Here is a 16049-nt window from a genome sequence, read left to right as displayed (position 1 = left end):
GGTCGATCACTTCATCTCGTAGATGTCGATCGGGAAGTACTTCTTGTTGATCTCGGCATACTTGCCGCTGGCGCGGATCGCGTCGATTGCGGCATTCAGCTTGGCGAGCAGGTCGGTATCTTCCTTGCGCACGGCGATGCCGGCGCCTTCGCCGATGAACTTGGGATCGGCGATCGGTGCGCCGACCAGTTCGCAGCACTTGGCACCGTCACCCTTGGACAGCCAGTCCATCATCGGCAGCATGTCGCCGACCTGAAGGTCGAGGCGGCCGTTGATCATGTCGAGGTTCACTTCGTCCTGCGTCGGGTAGAGCTTCACCTCGACGTCCGGATAGGTGGCGGTGGCGTATTCTGCCTGGGTGGTGCCCGCCTGCGCGCCGATCACCTTGCCCTTGAGCCCTTCGTTGGTGAAGTCGGTGATGTTGGCGCCCTTCTGGGCGATGTGGGTCATCGGCGCCTTGTAGTAGGACTTGGTGAAGGCGACCTTTTCGGCTCGCTCGGGCGTGATGAACATCGAGGCGATCATGAAATCGAACTTCTTCGCCTGCAATGCCGGAATGATGCCGTCCCAGTCCTGCGTGACGACGTCGCATTCCACCTTCATCTCGGCGCAGAGCGCCTGGCCGATTTCGACGTCGAAGCCGCCGACCTTGCCGTCGGAATCGACGAAGTTGAAGGGGGGATAGGCCCCTTCGGTGCCGATGACGAGCTTGTCTGCGGCCTGGGCAGTGAACGCCGTCAGCGCCGTGAAGGCCAATGCGAGAATGGTTTTTTTCATGATCGTTCCCCTGGTTCGTGGCGGCTTTTGCTCCGCCTTCGGGGAAAGTCTATGCAGGCCTTCGCCATAAGCGAAATAGATAGTTGCAATATCCGTTATCAACGTGATTAATCCTGAAAACTGTGTCTCAGGGCTCGACCATGGCCAGCAAACGGCTCGAACGCTTTGCTCATAATCTCGACTGGAACCTCCTGCGCACCTTTGCCGTGGTCGTCGAGGAGGGCTCCATCACTGCCGCCGCCAACCGCCTGTTGCTTCAGCAGCCGGCAGTCTCGATGGCGTTGAAGCGACTGGAGGAGACGACCGGTCACCGGTTGATCGATCGCCGGCCCGGCCGCTTCGAGATGACGGAAGCCGGCGAACGGCTCTACCGCCAGGCGAGGGACATCTTCGCCGCCGTCGTTCGCCTGCCGGACACGCTGGAAAGCGCCGGAGCCGATATCACCGGCCATGTCTCCGTCCACGCGGTCTCCCATGTCCATCACCCGGGCTGGGACGAACGCAGCGCCCGCTTCTTCGCCGCGCACCCGAAGGTGACGATGAACGTCACGATCGAGACGACCGCCGATGTCATCAGTTCGGTCGAGCGCGGCATCGCCAGCATCGGCATTTGCGACGGCATCATTCCCGATCACCTGTCCAAGGCACCCTACAAGAACGAGCGGTACGCGCTCTACTGCGGTGCCGGCCATCGCCTGTTCGGCGTGAAGGGTGCGGCACTCAACGACCTGCGCGGCGATCCCTATATCGCCTTCACTGCCGACGTTCTGGGAGGCCAGCACATGAACGCCGTGACGGCCGTTCGCGCGATCGGCTCCTTCGGGCAGGAGGTGTGCGCCGTTTCCAGCAATGTGGAGGAGGTGATCCGTATGGTCGCCGCGAACATAGGCATCGGAATGTTGCCCAATCATCTGGTGGGACCGATGGTCGAGGCCGGCAGGCTCTGGCAGCTGCCGCCCTATGGAAATCTTCCGGTCAGCGAAGTCTTTCTGATCACCAATCCCAATGCCATGCTCAATCCGGCAGAACAGGCATTCGTCGCGGCGATGGACGGTCTCGAACTCTTTGAGGATGAGCAATATCATCAATTGAATTGATGACCGCATTTAAAGTTATAAATTTGAACGAAGGTTATGCGATCGCTAGCGTGCGGACCTCTCTAAGGATGACCGCACATGCAGACCTATGACATCGCCATTCTCGGAGGCGGCATTGCCGGCCTCTCGCTTGCCTATTTCCTCGGCGCCGATCGCTCGGTCGTGCTCCTGGAACGCGAGGAGAGCCTCGGCTATCACTCGACCGGCCGGTCTGCCGCGGAATTCGTCCTGCGCTACAACAGTCCCGAGGTCTGCAAGCTCGCCGCGATCAGCCGCGATTTCTTCGATCGTCCACCGCAGGGCTTTTCCGACGTGCCGCTGCTTGTGCCGCGCGGAGGCGTGATGATCGCCAACGCCGAGAAGGCCGAGCGGTTCGAGGCCCATTTTGTTGCAGAGCAGGCAAAGACCGATGGCCTCAGGCGACTGACCGTCGACGAGGCGATCGACATGGTCCCGATCCTCGATCCGGCCTATGTCGCCGGCGCCTATCACGACCCGGAATTCTGGGACATCGAGGTCGAAAGCCTGTTGCAGGGCTATCTCAAGGGCGCGCGACGGGCCGGCGTGGACGTGCGCCAGAAAGCCGGCGCGATCGTCGCGCGCGACGATGGTGAGCGCTGGCGGATCGACACGGAACAGGGCGAGATCGGCGCACGCACCGTCGTCAACGCGACCGGCGGCTGGGCCGACCAGACCGCGCGGCTCTTCGGCGTCGCGCCGATGGGCATCGTGCCGCATCGGCGCACGGCGATCCTGGTCGACCTGCCCGATGGTATCGACTGGCGTGGCCTTCCCGAGATCAACGAACTCGACGAGGAATTCTACTGCAAGCCCGATGCCGGACGCCTTTTGGTTTCGCCGGCCGACGAGACGCCGTGCGAGCCGGGAGACGTGCAGCCGGAGGAGATCGACATTGCCTGGGCGGCGCATCATCTCGAAACCGCAACGACCATGGGCGTCCGCCGCATCGCCAAGAGCTGGGCCGGCATGCGCAGCTTTGCACCCGATCGCCTTCCCGTCATCGGCCCGGCGAGCGATCATCCACGCTTCTTCTGGTTGGCGGGGCAGGGCGGCTATGGCATCCTGAGTTCACCGGCGCTCGGTTCGCTGGCCGCCGCGCTCCTGACCGGCGGGCAGGTGCCGGAGGGCTTCCTCCGCGAGGGACTTTCCCCGTCGCGATTCTCGCCCGAACGTTTCTGACGGGCACGCCATTTCTCCGCCGGGACAGGCTTTCGTCGGCCGGGTGGCGGTGATACAGCTCCGCCATGATCGCCTGGATCCCCATCACCTTCGCCAGCGCATTCCTCCAGAATCTGCGCTCCGTCCTGCAAAAGCACCTGAAAGGCCGGATGGGCACCACCGGCGCCACCTTCGTGCGCTTCGGTTATGGCGTACCCTTCGCCCTGCTGTACCTGTCGATCCTTCATTACGGATTGGGCCGCGTGCTGCCCGTGCCGAACGGACCGTTCTGGGGTTGGGCGGTCGTCGGCGCCGGCGCCCAGATCGCCGCGACTTTCCTGCTGGTGCATCTCTTCTCTTTCCGCAACTTCGCGGTCGGCACCGCCTATTCCCGCACGGAACCCGCCCAGGCGGCGCTGATCGCGCTCGTCCTCTTTGGCGAGACCATCACGCTTCCGGTTCTGGCGGCCATTCTCGTGTCCGTGCTGGGCGTCATGCTGATTTCCGTTGCACGGACCACGCTGACACCGGCCGCGCTGGTGACATCCGTCTTCAGCCGTACGGCACTGATCGGCCTCCTGTCCGGCCTGTTCTTCGGCGTTTCGGGCATCGCCTACCGTTCGGCTTCGCTGGCGCTCGAACCGAGCCTGCCCGCACCTGACAGCGTCATGCAGGCGGCCTTTACGCTGATCGTGGTGATTCTCGTCCAGACGCTGTCCATGCTCGCATGGATGCTGTGGCGCGATCGTGCCGAGCTTGGCCGAGTCCGCTCGGCCTGGAGGATCGGCATCCTCGTCGGCTTCGTCGGCGCGACGGCTTCCTTCGGCTGGTTCACCGCCATGACGCTGCAGCAGGTGGCCGTGGTCAAGGCGCTGGCCCAGGTCGAGATGCTGTTCACCTTCGCCTCCTCGGTCTTCTTCTTCAAGGAGAAGATCAATCGCCTGGAGGTCGCAGGCTGCCTCCTGATCGTCGCCGGCGTCCTGCTGCTGCTCGTCACCTGACCGGCGGGGCTCCGGTTGATGGAGCGACGACCCGAGGCTAGATTGGAAAACGGAACTCCAACTGGCGCACGGATGATGGATACGGGCAAGGTACTCTTCGCGGAATGGTTCCCGACTCCCCTCGGCGTCATGGTCTCCGTGGCGGACGAAACGAGTCTGCGTGTCCTGAGCTTCGAGGACGACAGGCCGGTCGCCGAGAGCCTTGCGCGGCAACAGCGCCAACTGGGACGCGAGATCGTCGCCGCAGGCAACGAGATCACCGGGAGGATGGGACGGGAACTCGAGGCCTATTTCGCAGGAAAGCTCTTCGACTTCACCGTGCCGCTTGCCCCGGCCGGAAGCGAGTTCGAGCAGAAGGTCTGGGCAGAGCTACTGACCGTGCCTCTCGGGGAAACCTGCTCCTATGGCGATATTGCCAAGAATGTCGGAGGCATGGAGACGGTTCGTGCTGTCGGCAAGGCCAATGGCGCAAATCCCATCGGGATCGTCATCCCCTGCCATCGCTGCATCGGCTCCGATGGCTCTCTCACCGGTTACGGCGGAGGGTTGTGGCGCAAGAAATGGCTCTTGCGCCACGAAGGGCAGATGCGCCCGGTCGGGCTCTTCGCCCTCTGACCTCGGCAGGCCACCTAGATCAGGGAACGATCAGGGTCCCCGCGCCGCCTTCGGTGAAGATCTCGAGCAAAACGGCATGCGACACCTTGCCGTTCAGGATGACCACGCCCTGTACCCCGGCATTGATGGCGTCGATGCAGGTCTCGACCTTCGGGATCATGCCGCCGGAAATCGTACCGTCCTTGATCAGTGCCCGAGCCTGAGAGACCGACAGTTCCTTGATCAGTTCGCCCTGCTTGTTCAGCACGCCGGGAACGTCGGTCAGGAACAGCAGCCGCGTGGCGCGCAGCGCACCGGCGATCGCACCGGCAAAGGTGTCGGCATTGATGTTGTAGGTGTGTCCGTCGCGGCCGGGAGCGACCGGCGCGATGACCGGGATCATCTCGGACTTGGCGAGAAGGTCGAGTAGCGTGCGGTCGACTTCCACCACCTCGCCGACGAAGCCCAGATCGAGGACGCGCTCGATGTTGGAATCCGGATCGGTGACGGTCTTCTTCGCCTTCTCGGCGAAGACCATGTTGCCGTCCTTGCCGCAGAGACCGATCGCCCATTCACCCGTCTGGTTGATGAGCGCGACGATCTCCTTGTTGATGGAGCCGGCAAGCACCATCTCGACGATCTCGACGGTCTTCTGGTCGGTGACGCGCAGGCCGCCTTCGAATTTCGATTCGATACCCATCTTGGTGAGCATCGCGCCGATCTGCGGACCGCCACCATGAACGACGATCGGGTTGACGCCCGACTGCTTCAGAAGGGCGATGTCGGCCGCGAAGGCACGACCGAGTTCCGGATTGCCCATGGCATGCCCGCCGTATTTCACGACGATCGTCTTGTTCTCGTAGCGCTGCATGTAGGGCAGGGCCTGGGCCAGGAGCCGCGCCTGCATTTCACCTTCGGAAGCCGTCATGGGATACCCTCGTCTCTGGTTCGCGGCCTTTTAGCGCAAGATCGTGACCGATGGAATAATGCCGGCAAAGATTACGGGGCGATGATCCGTCGGCTGGCAGGATGCGTATTGGAGCGCAAACGGAAACGAGTTGGAATGCCTGGGGCGGGGACCCGTCCGGAGGAAAGGCGCTGATGCCGATGACGAGCGATGACCTCTCAAGCCTGCTGTTCCGTGTCTCCCTCAAGGATCGAACAGCATTTTCCCTGCTTTATGCGCGGACCGCGCCGAAACTTTTCGCGATCTGCCTTCGTATATTGAAGGACAGGGCAGACGCCGAAGAGGCTCTTCAGGATGTCTTCGTGAAGATCTGGCAGCGCGCCGAGAGCTTTGCCGGATCCGGACGCGGGTCCGAGGGCTGGCTTGCGGCGGTTGCGCGTTACCACTGCATCGACCGCATTCGGACGAGGCGCCCCGCGGCTGTGGACCTTGATTCCGCGGTCGACGTTGCCGACGAGGCCGATGATCCGGAACGCACTGCTGTGCTGCGTTCCGAAGGAAAGCGGATTGACACCTGTCTGCAGGCATTGGATCCTGACCGTGCTCGTGCCGTCAGGCACGCCTATGTGGAGGGATTGTCGTATCAGGAACTTGCGGATCGCTTTGCGGTGCCGCTGAACACGATGCGCACATGGCTGCGGCGCAGCCTGTTGAGATTGAGAGAGTGCATGGATGCCGACGCCAGACCAGAGCAAGGGTGACCGCTCGCGAGACGAGGTTCTCGCCGGTGAATATGTGCTTGGCGTGCTCGGCATCGAGGATCGCATGCAGGTCGAGGCCCGCTTGCGCCACGACCGGTCCTTCGCCGAGATCGTCCGCCGTTGGGAAGACAATCTCCTGCAGTTTAATGACGATTATGGCGCCGAGCTTCCCCCTGAGACCCTGTTCACCCGGATCGAGGAACGTATTCACGGCGGTTCCCGCCCGCGGTCAGCGGCGAGCCTGCTTTGGGCTCTCTGGAATTCTCTCGCCCTGTGGCGCGGCGTGGCCGTTGCCGGCATTGCATCTGCCATCGTCGTCGGCGGAACGGAAGCAGGGCTCTGGGACCGTGCGAAAGTTGGCGCGCCGCTGATAGCCGAGCTCGCCGGCAAGGATAGCGTGATCAGCCTTGTCGCCCGCTATGACCATGGTTCCGGGCGGCTGCAAGTGACCCCGGTCGCGACCGGCGAAGCGCGCCAGAAATCGCTTGAGCTCTGGCTGATAGAGGGGCAGGCCGCGCCTCGCTCCCTTGGCGTTCTTCCCCAGACCGGTGAAGGTGAGATCATCGTTCCGGACGAGATGCGGGCCCGTTTCTCGGAGGGCGTGATACTGGCGGTCAGCCTTGAACCGTTTGGTGGCTCTCCGACCGGCCAGGCAACCGGGCCTGTGATTGCGCTCGGCCCCGCCCATCTCTGACGCACGCCGCCCTTCATTTATTTTGACGTAAAATCAAGTATTTACGGAAATTTGTGGCAATTTCGCGCCTGGAGTGAAACTCGATCGCGACAGGCCTCGTCCTTTGAAGTGTTCCCGAAAACGGGATCGAGACATCCGCCCGGCGGCAATCCAGCCGCCGAGGACGGGATCAGGAACACCAGGACAGAGGAAACCGAAATGTTCAAGACCACTCTTTTCCCGCTTGCCCTTGCTGCCGCCGTTTCCGTTGGCGCGGTCACCGCTCATGCTGAAAATCCGATGGTCGGTGGTGCCGCCATGTTCGAGGACAAGAACATCGTCGAAAACGCAGTCAACTCGAAGGATCACACGACGCTGGTGGCCGCCGTCAAGGCGGCCGGTCTGGTCGAGACGCTGTCGGGCAAGGGGCCCTTCACGGTCTTTGCTCCGATCAATGCGGCGTTCGACGCGCTGCCGGCCGGCACCGTCGACACTTTGCTCAAGCCTGAGAGCAAGGAGCAGCTGACCAAGATCGTGACCTGCCATGTCGTTGCGGCCGATGCCATGTCTTCCGCAATCGGCAAGATGATCGCCGATGACGGCGGTACCCATCCGGTGAAGACCGTCGGCGGTTGCACCCTCCAGGCCAAGATGGATGGCGACAAGATCACGCTCACCGACGAAGCCGGCGGCGTGGCGACCGTCACGGTCGCCGACGTCAAGCAGTCGAACGGCGTGATCCATGTGATCGACAAGGTGCTCCTGCCGAAGATGTAAGCTCTCAAGTCCGCTGAAGACGGGCAGGGAGCCTGGGCCAGGCATGCTGCGTCAGGTGGCCTGGCCGACGGTCTCGATGATTGCCGCGCGCAACTCGTCGAGGCCGTTTCCCTTTTCTGACGATGTAGCGATCACGAAGGGGTAGGCGGCAGGGCGCTTCTTGATCTTGCCGAGCGTTTCGCCGATCAGTTTCTCCACGCCGGCCGCCTTGATCTTGTCGGTCTTGGTCAGCACGATCTGATAGGAGACCGCCGCCTTGTCGAGCAGGTCGAGAACTTCGTCGTCGTTCTTCTTGATCCCGTGGCGGCTGTCGATCAGCACATAGACGCGCTTCAGCGTCGCGCGGCCACGCAGATAATCGAATACAAGCTTCGTCCAGGCATCGACATGCTCCTTCGGCGCCTGGGCATAGCCGTAGCCCGGCATGTCCACCAGCGCCATCGGTGGCAGGTCGCCCGCCTCGCCGGAATAGCCGTCCGGAACGAAGTAGTTGAGTTCCTGGGTGCGGCCCGGGGTGTTGGACGTGCGCGCAAGGCCCTTCTGGCCGGTCAGCGCATTGATCAGCGACGACTTGCCGACATTCGAACGTCCGGCAAAGGCGACCTCGAGTGGTCCCTCCGGCGGCAGGAATTTCATGGACGGGACGCCACGAATGAAGATCCACGGCTTGCCGAACAGGGGCAGGTCGGTCTTCTGATTGTTGTCGGTCATGGGTTCGCCTTTCGAGTGACCCTGTGGAATCCGGGTTTTGGCCGGCAAAGTCAAGACGCGGTCGGCACGCGCGGCCCCGCGTCGCCACGCATGTGGCCGATCAGATAGGTAAACAGGGCCGCAAGCACGATGCTCCCGCCGATCATCGTCCGGACAGAGGGGATCTCATGGTGCAGGAGAACCATCCAGACCGGGGCGAGGATCATTTCCGCCGTGCCGAGGAGGGCGGCAAGGGCAGACGGGATCATCCGGGCGCCGGTCACGTACATCGCCATGCCGAGCCCGAGATTGAGCGCCCCGAAGGCAAAGAGCAGTAACAGATCCGGAACGCCGACTTCGAAGCTGCCGGCTTGCGTGGCGGCGATCGCCGAGGCGATGAAGCAGCCGAGGCTTGCCGCCGGCGTCATGCGGATACCAGGATAACGGCGTGTCAGAACCGTCATGCAGGCGAAGATTAGAGGAATGGAGGCCGCAAGTCCGAGGCCGAGCATCGATCCGCCTTCACCGATCGATGCCGAAACCATGATTGCAACGCCGATGATTACGGCCGCAATCGCCCCCCAGGTGACCGTGGTGATCGGTTCACCGAGCAGGACGCGGGCGAGCAATGCTGCGAACAGCGGGATGGCGGCCATGAACAGCACCACATTGGCGACCGGCGTCATGCTGACGGCGAGCACGAAACACGTCGACACGGCGGCAAAGCCGATCGCGATCATCACGCCCGGCCATCCCATGGCCCGAAACAGCCTGACCGTACCCGCGGCTTTGTCGCGGATCAGCATGAAGCTCAACAGGAACAGTCCGCCGAACAGGCAGCGCCAGAAGACGATCGCCCAACCGTCTGTCAGGCCGATGAAGCGCTGGATCGCGCCGCCATAGCTCCAGGCGGTGGCGGAACCGAGCACCAGTGCGATGCCGAGCCAGGGACGGGCGGAGGTGGACGAAGCGTTTTGGGCGGTCATGGGAACTCACAAGGAAACGGCATAAAAGAAAGCCCCGGTAAACCGGGGCTTTGAGGATCACTTCGTCTCGGTGGGTTTTCGCCGGAACATGCCCTTCAGATTGTCGAACAGTTCGATCTTGGCGCCGTGACGCTTCATGATGATCGACTGCTGGGCGATCGAGAGCGTGTTGTTCCATGCCCAGTAGATGACGAGACCTGCAGGGAAGGTGCCGAGCATGAAGGTGAAGATCAGCGGCATCCAGTTGAACAGCATCGCCTGGGTCGGATCCGGCGGCGTCGGGTTCATCCGCATCTGCAGCCACATGGTGACGCCCATGATGATCGGCCAGACGCCGAGGTGCAGGAAGGTCGGGCCTTCGAACGGCAGGAGGCCGAACAGGTTGATGAACGTCGTCGGATCGGGTGCGGACAGGTCTTGGATCCAGCCGAAGAACGGTGCATGACGCATTTCGATGGTGACGTAGATCACCTTGTAGAGCGAGAAGAAGACCGGGATCTGCAGGAGAACAGGCCAGCAGCCAGCGACCGGGTTGATCTTCTCTTCCTTGTAGAGCTGCATCATCGCTTGCTGCAGCGCCATCTTGTCGTCGCCGTGCTTGGCCTTCAGCTCTTCCATCTTCGGCTGGACGCGCTTCATGTTGGCCATGGAGGCGTACTGCTTGCTGGCGAGCGGGAAGAACAGCGCCTTGACGACGATGGTGGTCAGCAGGATGGCGATGCCGAAATTGCCGACGTGACGGTAGAAGAAGTCCATAACTTTGAACATCGGCTTGGTCAGGAAGTAGAACCAGCCCCAGTCGATCATCAGGTCGAAATGCGGGATCGCCAGACTTGCCTTGTAGCTGTCGACGACCGGAACTTCCTTGGCGCCGGCGAACACGAGCTGCTTGACCGTGGCCGACTGGCCCGGCGCGACGCTGACCGCATCGTTCTTGAAGTCAGCCTGGAAGCGCGGCTGGCCGTCCGTGAAATGGGAGAAACGCGATTCGAATGCCAGCGTCTGCTGCGGAACGAGGGCTGCTGCCCAATACTTGTCGGTGATACCGAGCCAGCCGCCGGTCGCCTTCTCGTTGGCAATCGCTTCCTTCTCGATGTTCGAATACTTTTCTTCCGTCAGACCGTTCTCCGCGCCGATGACGCCGAGGAAGCCTTCGTGCAGGACGTAGACCGAGGGGGTGGTCGGCTTGTTGTAGCGCGTGATGCGGCCGTAAGGCGCGACCGATGCGGCAGCCGTGCTGGCATTGCTGATCGTGTCCTCGACGGTGAACATGTAATGCTCGTCGATCGATACCTTGCGCTTGAAGGTCAGGCCGGCCTCGTTGGTGAAGGAGAGGGTGACCGGCGTCGTCTGCGTGAGCTTGTCGCCTTCGGTGAGCGTCCAGACGGTGGTCGGGCCCGGGACGGTGCCGGCGTTCTCGCCGCCGATGAAGCCGAGTTCGGTAAAGTAGCCGTCCTTGGTGTCCGCCGGGTTGAAAAGAGTGATGATCGGGCTCGTCGGGTCGACGGTCTCGCGGTATTCCTTGAGCTTCAGGTCGTCGAAGCGGGCGCCGGTGAGGTTGATCGAGCCGGCAAGGGCGGGCGTGTCGATGGCGACGCGGGTCGACTTCGCAATCGCTTCCTCGCGGCTCGCCTCGGCGGCGGCCTGCGCATTGCTTCCGGGAAGGGTGCCTGAGACGGTGCCGGCCGGTGCGGGTGTGGTCGTCGTCTGTTCGGTCTTGGCCTGTTCGGCAAGGCGTGCCTCTTCGGCAACCCGCTGCGCCTCGATCCTGGGATTCATGATGAAATACTGCCAGCCGAGAACGATCAGCACGGACAGGGCAATCGCGATGAAGTAATTGCGGTTGTTTTGCATCATACTTTCCTGGAATCGGTCGCGGAGGACCCTGCGTTTTTCGGTCTGGCCTTGATCCGCTCGGCCAATTGCGCGGCAATCCTCGCAAAGGGTGCATTGAGCACGTCCCTGCGGGCGACCACCACATAGTCGTGTCCGGGCTGCATTGCAAACGCCGCATTGAGCCGCACGGCTTCTTTTAGCCGCCGCCGCATGCGGTTTCGTTCGACCGCGTTGCCGTGTTTCTTGGTGACGGTAAAGCCGACCCGCGCTTCGGTATCCGGCTGCTGGCGGTCGAGGACTTCGAGGAGGAACAGGCCTCCCTTGCGCTTTTCTCCGGCGCGAACGGCAAGAAGCTGCGGCCGGCTTTTCAGCCGCCCGACAGTGTGCTTGTTTTTAGGAGCATTCATTCGCCCGGTCTCGGGCCGCCCCGGCCTTAGGCCGAGAGACGCTTGCGACCGCGAGCGCGGCGAGCAACGAGAACCTTGCGGCCGCCCTTGGTGGCCATGCGCGCACGGAAGCCGTGGCGACGCTTGCGAACAAGCTTGGAAGGTTGGTAGGTACGCTTCATTTATTTAACACCGCGGTGTGCGGCCCTTCTTGGGTTTGCAGTAACTGCAAGAGCGTTGGATTTATCGCACGGCTCTTCATCCGCCACATGGGCGGGTCGGTCCGAACGTGCGCGGCTTATACGGGCGAAGGCCCCGAGAGTCAATTCCTGGCCTTTCCAGCGTTTTCGCTGCGGCAAGATCTTGTCATTCGTCATTAACCAATAGCGCGAGCAGTTTCCTGGGTCTGACGCCGCGGCCATCTTGCATTGCGGCGAAAAATGATCGGTTTTGATCGTTTGAATGGCTGCTGCGCTCAAATTTCGCACGTGCAGGGGCGGTTTTACATGCGAAAGAGGCCGATTCGGCGCGACAAGACTTCGTTAACAGGCGGACTGTATTTTAGTAAAAATGTGGGGGTTGAGGCCTCTTCGTCTCATGCAGGAGCACGTCCGTGAAGATCAGCGGTAAAGTCTATTCATTGGTGGGGATTCTCGGCTTCGCGGCCGTCGTGATCGGGGCGATGGGCATCTTCGTCACCACGCAGTACGGCGCCAAGTCCGAACAGGTGAGTGAAGTTTCGGAGCGCGTCTATCTCGGTGAGCGTCTCAATCGCCTCGTGACCGGCGTGGTCATGGAAGCGCGCGGCATCTATGCGGCACCGAGCACGGAGAAAGCCGAGAACTTCGCCAAGGGCCTGCTCAAGAACCTCGACGAGATGGACAAGGTGCTCGCAACCTGGAAGCCGCTCGTTCCGGAGGCGCAGATGGCGACCTTCGACGCGATGCAGGCCCGCTCAGCGGAGTTCCGCACCTTCCGTGCGGAGACGGCACGCCTGGGCACCACGGTAGATCCGAAGGCGGCGAACGAGCAGGGCAACAACGAAGCCAACCGCGCCAACCGCAAGGCCTTCCAGGCCGAGATCGATGCAGTCGTCGATGCGGACAAGGTCGAACTCCAGGCTCTCAAGGATTCGCTCGCAAGCTTCCAGGACACCATGCTGGTCATCATTTCCGGCGTGACGGTCCTGTCGCTCGCCATCGGCGCGGGCCTTGGCATGCATATCGGCGTCAACCATCTGAGCGGTCCGATCCGCAAGGTCACGGCGGCGATGAAGAGCGTGGCCGACGGCGATTTCAGCGCCGATGTTCCTTACGAGGGACGCGCCGACGAAATCGGCGACATGGCCGCCGCGGTCGAGGTGTTCAAGCGCAACGGTCTTGCCGTCCAGCGCCTCAATGCCCAGGAAACCGCAATGCGCGCCAAGAGCGACGACCTTCAGTCCAGCATGTCGGTTACGGTCGCCGCGGCCGCAGCCGGCGATTTCGGCAAGCGCATCGACAAGGATTATGAGGACGAAAATCTCAACCGTTTCGCCGCCAACATCAACACGCTGCTCTCGTCGGTCGACCAGGGCGTTTCCGAGACCCGTCGCGTCATTGCAAGCCTTTCCGCGGGTGACCTCACGCAGAACATGCGTGGCGATTTCCGTGGCGCCTTCGCCGAACTGCAGACCAACGTCAATGCGACCTTCGAGCGTTTGCGCCACACGATGACCGACATCCGCGGCAAGACGGATCTCATCAACGGCAACACCGACGAGCTCACCTCGGCGACGAACGATCTTGCCAAGCGCACCGAGCAGCAGGCAGCTGCCCTCGAGGAAACCTCGGCCGCCCTCGACGAGATCACCGTCGTCGTCCGTGGATCGAGCGAACGCGCCCAGGAAGCCAGCCAGATGGTGACCGAGGCAAAGCAGAGCGCTGCCCAGTCGGCGATTGTTGTCTCCGATGCCGTCGATGCCATGGGTCGCATCGAACAGGCGTCGCGCGAGATTTCGCAGATCATCAACGTCATCGACGAGATCGCCTTCCAGACCAACCTGCTGGCGCTCAACGCTGGCGTCGAGGCCGCCCGTGCGGGTGAAGCCGGCAAGGGCTTTGCCGTCGTCGCCCAGGAAGTGCGCGAACTCGCCCAACGCTCGGCCAATGCCGCAAAGGACATCAAGGCGCTGATCACCAAGTCGGGCGAGGAAGTCTCCGGCGGCGTGAAGCTCGTCCAGCGCACCGGTGAAGCCCTCTCGGAAATCGAGAGCCGCGTTCTGAAGATCAACGACCACATCCATTCGATCGCGGCCGCGGCCAAGGAACAGTCGACAGGTCTTGCCGAGGTCGCCAAGGCGATGAACCAGATGGACCAGGTAACCCAGCAGAACGCCGCCATGGTCGAGGAGACCTCGGCTGCGACCCACAAGCTGTCGGGCGAAGCCGATGGCCTAGCCGGTCTTGTCGCGCAGTTCCGCATTTCCGACGACGGGCGCGCGCAATCGGCCCCGGTGGTGGCAAAGGCGGCACAGCATCGCCCTGCGCCCTCTCCTGCACGCCAGATGATGGGTTCCGTCGCCAAGGCCTTTGGTGGCGGACGCGCCGCCACGGCCCGGGCAGCCGTACCGGAAACCGAGAGCTGGGAAGAATTCTGATCGGCCCGAACGCCAGTCTTGCAGAACGCCGCGTCCCGATCGGGACGCGGCGTTTGCGTTTCTCCGTGCCGGGGTATGAGCCAGCCGGTGCGGTCCTGCCGGTGGTGCCGCAATGCCGTTGGCCAAAAACCGTCGCGTCGTTTAGTATGCTGCCATTGAAATGTTCCGCTGGCACCGACAAATATCGCTCGCGGCGACACTGACCACGGAGAGTAGGCGATGCTGCGTCTGACCGAGACCGGTCCGGAAGCCGAGGCAGGCGGTCCCACCGCCATGCCCCATCGGCTGCGCGGGCTGTCCGGCAAACTCCTGTGGCTGACCATGGCCTTCGTCATGCTGGCGGAAGTGCTGATCTTCGTTCCCTCGGTCGCAACCATGCGCCTGCGCTGGTTGCAGGATCGCCTGAACACGGCCGCGGCCGCGGGTGTAGTGATCGACGGTTTGCAGCCGATCGAATTGCCGCGCAACGTCCAGGACGACACGTTGATGGCAACCGGCACGAAAGCCATCGTGCTGCGCCGCGACGATACCTCGCGGCTTCTCGCGGTCGACGGTATGCCGCCGCAGGTGGACGCCAAATACGACCTGACCGATGTGCCCATGCTGGAGTCGATCGGAGACGCGCTCTATGCCCTGGTGCTCGGTGGCGATCGCGTGCTGCGCGTCTATGGACCGGTCGGCGACAGCGACATGATCATCGAGGTCGTCATGCAGGAGAAAAGCCTCCGCAACGCGATGCTCGCCTATGCGCGAAACGTCTTCTCGGTCTCGCTGATGATTTCGCTGATCACCGCTTCGCTGATCTACATCGCGATCAACCGGATGATGATCAGGCCGGTGCGCCGTTTGACCAGCAGCATGCAGGCCTTTGCCGACAGCCCCGAAGATCCGGCCAGGGTGTTGGTCCCGGCACCGGGCAGCGACGAGATCGCGCTTGCCGGACGTCATCTCGCCCTGATGCAGGGCCAGCTGCAGCGAACGCTGAAGCAGCAGCGAAACCTCGCCGATCTCGGGCTTGCCGTCTCCAAGATCAACCACGACATGCGCAACATCCTGGCATCGGCACAGCTGATGTCCGACCGCCTCGTCGATGTCGATGATCCGATGGTGAAGGGCTTTGCACCGAAGCTCGTCCGAACTATCGACAGGGCCGTCGGCTATACCAGCGAGGTTCTGGCCTATGGGCAGGCCTCGGAGGCGGAGCCGAAGCGCCGGCGCTTCCGTCTCGCCGACCTCTGTCAGGAGGTGCGGGATATCCTGGCCATCGATCCCGAGAGCGGCATTGATTTCCTCGAGGCCGTTGCAGTCGACACCGAGGTCGATGCCGACAGCGAGCAGCTTTTCAGGGTCATTCACAATCTCTGCCGCAATGCGGTTCAGGCGCTGGCGAATCACGGTATTGGCGACCCGCTCATCCTGCGGCGGATCACGCTGTCGGCGCAGCGCGTCGGCAGCGTGGTGGCGATCTCGATCGACGACACCGGTCCGGGGCTTGCCGCCAAGGCCCGGGAGAACCTTTTCACCGCCTTCCGCGGCTCCGCGCGCTCCGGCGGCACCGGGCTTGGCCTCGCGATTGCACGCGAGCTCGTGCTCGCCCATGGCGGTACGATCGCGCTGGTGGAGAAGCCCGGACCCGGCACCCTGTTCCGCATCGAGATTCCGGACCGGCCCGTCGCGCTCGACGACTGGCGGGCCCGCGCCTGAAAAAAGAAAGCCCGAAAACGCAGGGGCTCGGCCCTTCATGTGA

General features: G+C 62.7%; 16 protein-coding genes. 9 read left to right on the top strand and 7 right to left on the bottom strand.

Features of this window, described 5'->3' with window-relative positions:
* Positions 1–6 precede the first annotated feature (6 nt).
* Positions 7–777, bottom strand: a complete 771-nt coding sequence (locus tag HHL25_RS13030) for an ABC transporter substrate-binding protein (RefSeq protein ID WP_169591308.1) — start codon at positions 775–777, stop codon at positions 7–9.
* A gap of 140 nt (positions 778–917) precedes the next feature.
* Here HHL25_RS13030 and HHL25_RS13025 point away from each other — a divergent pair, with 140 nt between their 5' ends.
* From HHL25_RS13025 to HHL25_RS13010, 4 genes are all read left to right on the top strand, one after another.
* Complete coding sequence (locus HHL25_RS13025; protein ID WP_169591304.1) at positions 918–1874, top strand: LysR family transcriptional regulator; 957 nt, start codon at positions 918–920, stop codon at positions 1872–1874.
* 78 nt (positions 1875–1952) lie between these two features.
* Positions 1953–3074, top strand: a complete 1122-nt coding sequence (locus HHL25_RS13020; RefSeq protein ID WP_169591300.1) for an NAD(P)/FAD-dependent oxidoreductase — start codon at positions 1953–1955, stop codon at positions 3072–3074.
* Between the two features lie 65 nt (positions 3075–3139).
* Positions 3140–4054 carry a DMT family transporter gene (locus HHL25_RS13015; protein ID WP_169591296.1) on the top strand — a complete coding sequence of 305 codons (915 nt, stop codon included), beginning with the start codon at positions 3140–3142 and terminating at the stop codon, positions 4052–4054.
* Between the two features lie 75 nt (positions 4055–4129).
* Positions 4130–4669 (top strand): methylated-DNA--[protein]-cysteine S-methyltransferase, encoded by a 540-nt coding sequence (locus HHL25_RS13010; RefSeq protein ID WP_169591293.1) that lies wholly within the window; start codon positions 4130–4132, stop codon positions 4667–4669.
* Positions 4670–4688: 19 nt separating this feature from the next.
* Here the strand turns inward: HHL25_RS13010 and argB are convergent, their stop codons facing one another.
* A complete protein-coding gene (gene argB / locus HHL25_RS13005; protein ID WP_169591289.1) occupies positions 4689–5576 on the bottom strand; it encodes an acetylglutamate kinase in 888 nt (295 codons plus the stop codon).
* A gap of 179 nt (positions 5577–5755) precedes the next feature.
* Here argB and HHL25_RS13000 point away from each other — a divergent pair, with 179 nt between their 5' ends.
* The 3 genes from HHL25_RS13000 (at position 5756) to HHL25_RS12990 (ending at position 7766) form a co-directional block, all read left to right on the top strand.
* A complete protein-coding gene (locus HHL25_RS13000) occupies positions 5756–6316 on the top strand; it encodes a sigma-70 family RNA polymerase sigma factor (protein ID WP_169592874.1) in 561 nt (186 codons plus the stop codon).
* Positions 6288–7010: an anti-sigma factor gene (locus tag HHL25_RS12995; RefSeq protein ID WP_169591286.1), complete on the top strand. Its 723-nt coding sequence runs from the start codon at positions 6288–6290 to the stop codon at positions 7008–7010. The genes HHL25_RS13000 and HHL25_RS12995 overlap by 29 nt, the downstream gene beginning before the upstream one ends.
* Positions 7011–7208: 198 nt before the next feature.
* Positions 7209–7766, top strand: a complete 558-nt coding sequence (locus HHL25_RS12990; protein ID WP_169591283.1) for a fasciclin domain-containing protein — start codon at positions 7209–7211, stop codon at positions 7764–7766.
* A 51-nt stretch (positions 7767–7817) separates the two neighbouring features.
* Here HHL25_RS12990 and yihA read toward each other — a convergent pair whose 3' ends face one another.
* From yihA to rpmH, 5 genes are read right to left on the bottom strand one after another with little or no spacing between them, the layout of a single operon-like run.
* Positions 7818–8477: a ribosome biogenesis GTP-binding protein YihA/YsxC gene (gene yihA, locus HHL25_RS12985; RefSeq protein WP_169591280.1), complete on the bottom strand. Its 660-nt coding sequence runs from the start codon at positions 8475–8477 to the stop codon at positions 7818–7820.
* Positions 8478–8527: 50 nt separating this feature from the next.
* A complete protein-coding gene (locus HHL25_RS12980) occupies positions 8528–9442 on the bottom strand; it encodes a DMT family transporter (protein ID WP_169591277.1) in 915 nt (304 codons plus the stop codon).
* 57 nt (positions 9443–9499) lie between these two features.
* The gene (yidC, locus tag HHL25_RS12975) at positions 9500–11296 is read right to left on the bottom strand and encodes a membrane protein insertase YidC (RefSeq protein WP_169591274.1); all 1797 of its coding nucleotides are present in this window, start codon (positions 11294–11296) and stop codon (positions 9500–9502) included.
* Positions 11296–11685 carry a ribonuclease P protein component gene (rnpA, locus tag HHL25_RS12970; protein WP_169591271.1) on the bottom strand — a complete coding sequence of 130 codons (390 nt, stop codon included), beginning with the start codon at positions 11683–11685 and terminating at the stop codon, positions 11296–11298. The genes yidC and rnpA overlap by 1 nt, the downstream gene beginning before the upstream one ends.
* A 26-nt stretch (positions 11686–11711) precedes the next feature.
* Positions 11712–11846, bottom strand: coding sequence for a 50S ribosomal protein L34 (rpmH, locus tag HHL25_RS12965; RefSeq protein ID WP_028738831.1), 135 nt, complete (start codon positions 11844–11846; stop codon positions 11712–11714).
* A 431-nt stretch (positions 11847–12277) separates the two neighbouring features.
* Between rpmH and HHL25_RS12960 the strand changes: the two genes are divergently transcribed.
* Complete coding sequence (locus HHL25_RS12960; RefSeq protein WP_169591268.1) at positions 12278–14302, top strand: methyl-accepting chemotaxis protein; 2025 nt, start codon at positions 12278–12280, stop codon at positions 14300–14302.
* A gap of 273 nt (positions 14303–14575) precedes the next feature.
* On the top strand, positions 14576–16006 hold the full coding sequence (locus tag HHL25_RS12955) for a sensor histidine kinase (RefSeq protein ID WP_246701827.1): 1431 nt from the start codon (positions 14576–14578) through the stop codon (positions 16004–16006).
* The last annotated feature ends 43 nt before the right edge of the window (positions 16007–16049 follow it).

It is taken from the genome of Rhizobium terricola, assembly GCF_012927355.1.
In the GTDB taxonomy this organism is placed as follows: Bacteria; Pseudomonadota; Alphaproteobacteria; order Rhizobiales; family Rhizobiaceae; genus Allorhizobium; species Allorhizobium terricola.
Note: the sequence above shows the minus strand (reverse complement) of the source record. Positions and strands in the feature narration are given on the sequence as shown.

Bases quoted from the DNA above. Each gene is read 5' to 3' on its own strand.
- HHL25_RS13030 (WP_169591308.1), bottom strand. From the start codon at position 777: ATGAAAAAAACCATTCTCGCATTGGCCTTCACGGCGCTGACGGCGTTC.
- HHL25_RS13025 (WP_169591304.1), top strand. From the start codon at position 918: ATGGCCAGCAAACGGCTCGAACGCTTTGCTCATAATCTCGACTGGAAC.
- HHL25_RS13020 (WP_169591300.1), top strand. From the start codon at position 1,953: ATGCAGACCTATGACATCGCCATTCTCGGAGGCGGCATTGCCGGCCTC.
- HHL25_RS13015 (WP_169591296.1), top strand. From the start codon at position 3,140: ATGATCGCCTGGATCCCCATCACCTTCGCCAGCGCATTCCTCCAGAAT.
- HHL25_RS13010 (WP_169591293.1), top strand. From the start codon at position 4,130: ATGGATACGGGCAAGGTACTCTTCGCGGAATGGTTCCCGACTCCCCTC.
- argB (WP_169591289.1), bottom strand. From the start codon at position 5,576: ATGACGGCTTCCGAAGGTGAAATGCAGGCGCGGCTCCTGGCCCAGGCC.
- HHL25_RS13000 (WP_169592874.1), top strand. From the start codon at position 5,756: ATGACGAGCGATGACCTCTCAAGCCTGCTGTTCCGTGTCTCCCTCAAG.
- HHL25_RS12995 (WP_169591286.1), top strand. From the start codon at position 6,288: ATGCCGACGCCAGACCAGAGCAAGGGTGACCGCTCGCGAGACGAGGTT.
- HHL25_RS12990 (WP_169591283.1), top strand. From the start codon at position 7,209: ATGTTCAAGACCACTCTTTTCCCGCTTGCCCTTGCTGCCGCCGTTTCC.
- yihA (WP_169591280.1), bottom strand. From the start codon at position 8,477: ATGACCGACAACAATCAGAAGACCGACCTGCCCCTGTTCGGCAAGCCG.
- HHL25_RS12980 (WP_169591277.1), bottom strand. From the start codon at position 9,442: ATGACCGCCCAAAACGCTTCGTCCACCTCCGCCCGTCCCTGGCTCGGC.
- yidC (WP_169591274.1), bottom strand. From the start codon at position 11,296: ATGCAAAACAACCGCAATTACTTCATCGCGATTGCCCTGTCCGTGCTG.
- rnpA (WP_169591271.1), bottom strand. From the start codon at position 11,685: ATGAATGCTCCTAAAAACAAGCACACTGTCGGGCGGCTGAAAAGCCGG.
- rpmH (WP_028738831.1), bottom strand. From the start codon at position 11,846: ATGAAGCGTACCTACCAACCTTCCAAGCTTGTTCGCAAGCGTCGCCAC.
- HHL25_RS12955 (WP_246701827.1), top strand. From the start codon at position 14,576: ATGCCCCATCGGCTGCGCGGGCTGTCCGGCAAACTCCTGTGGCTGACC.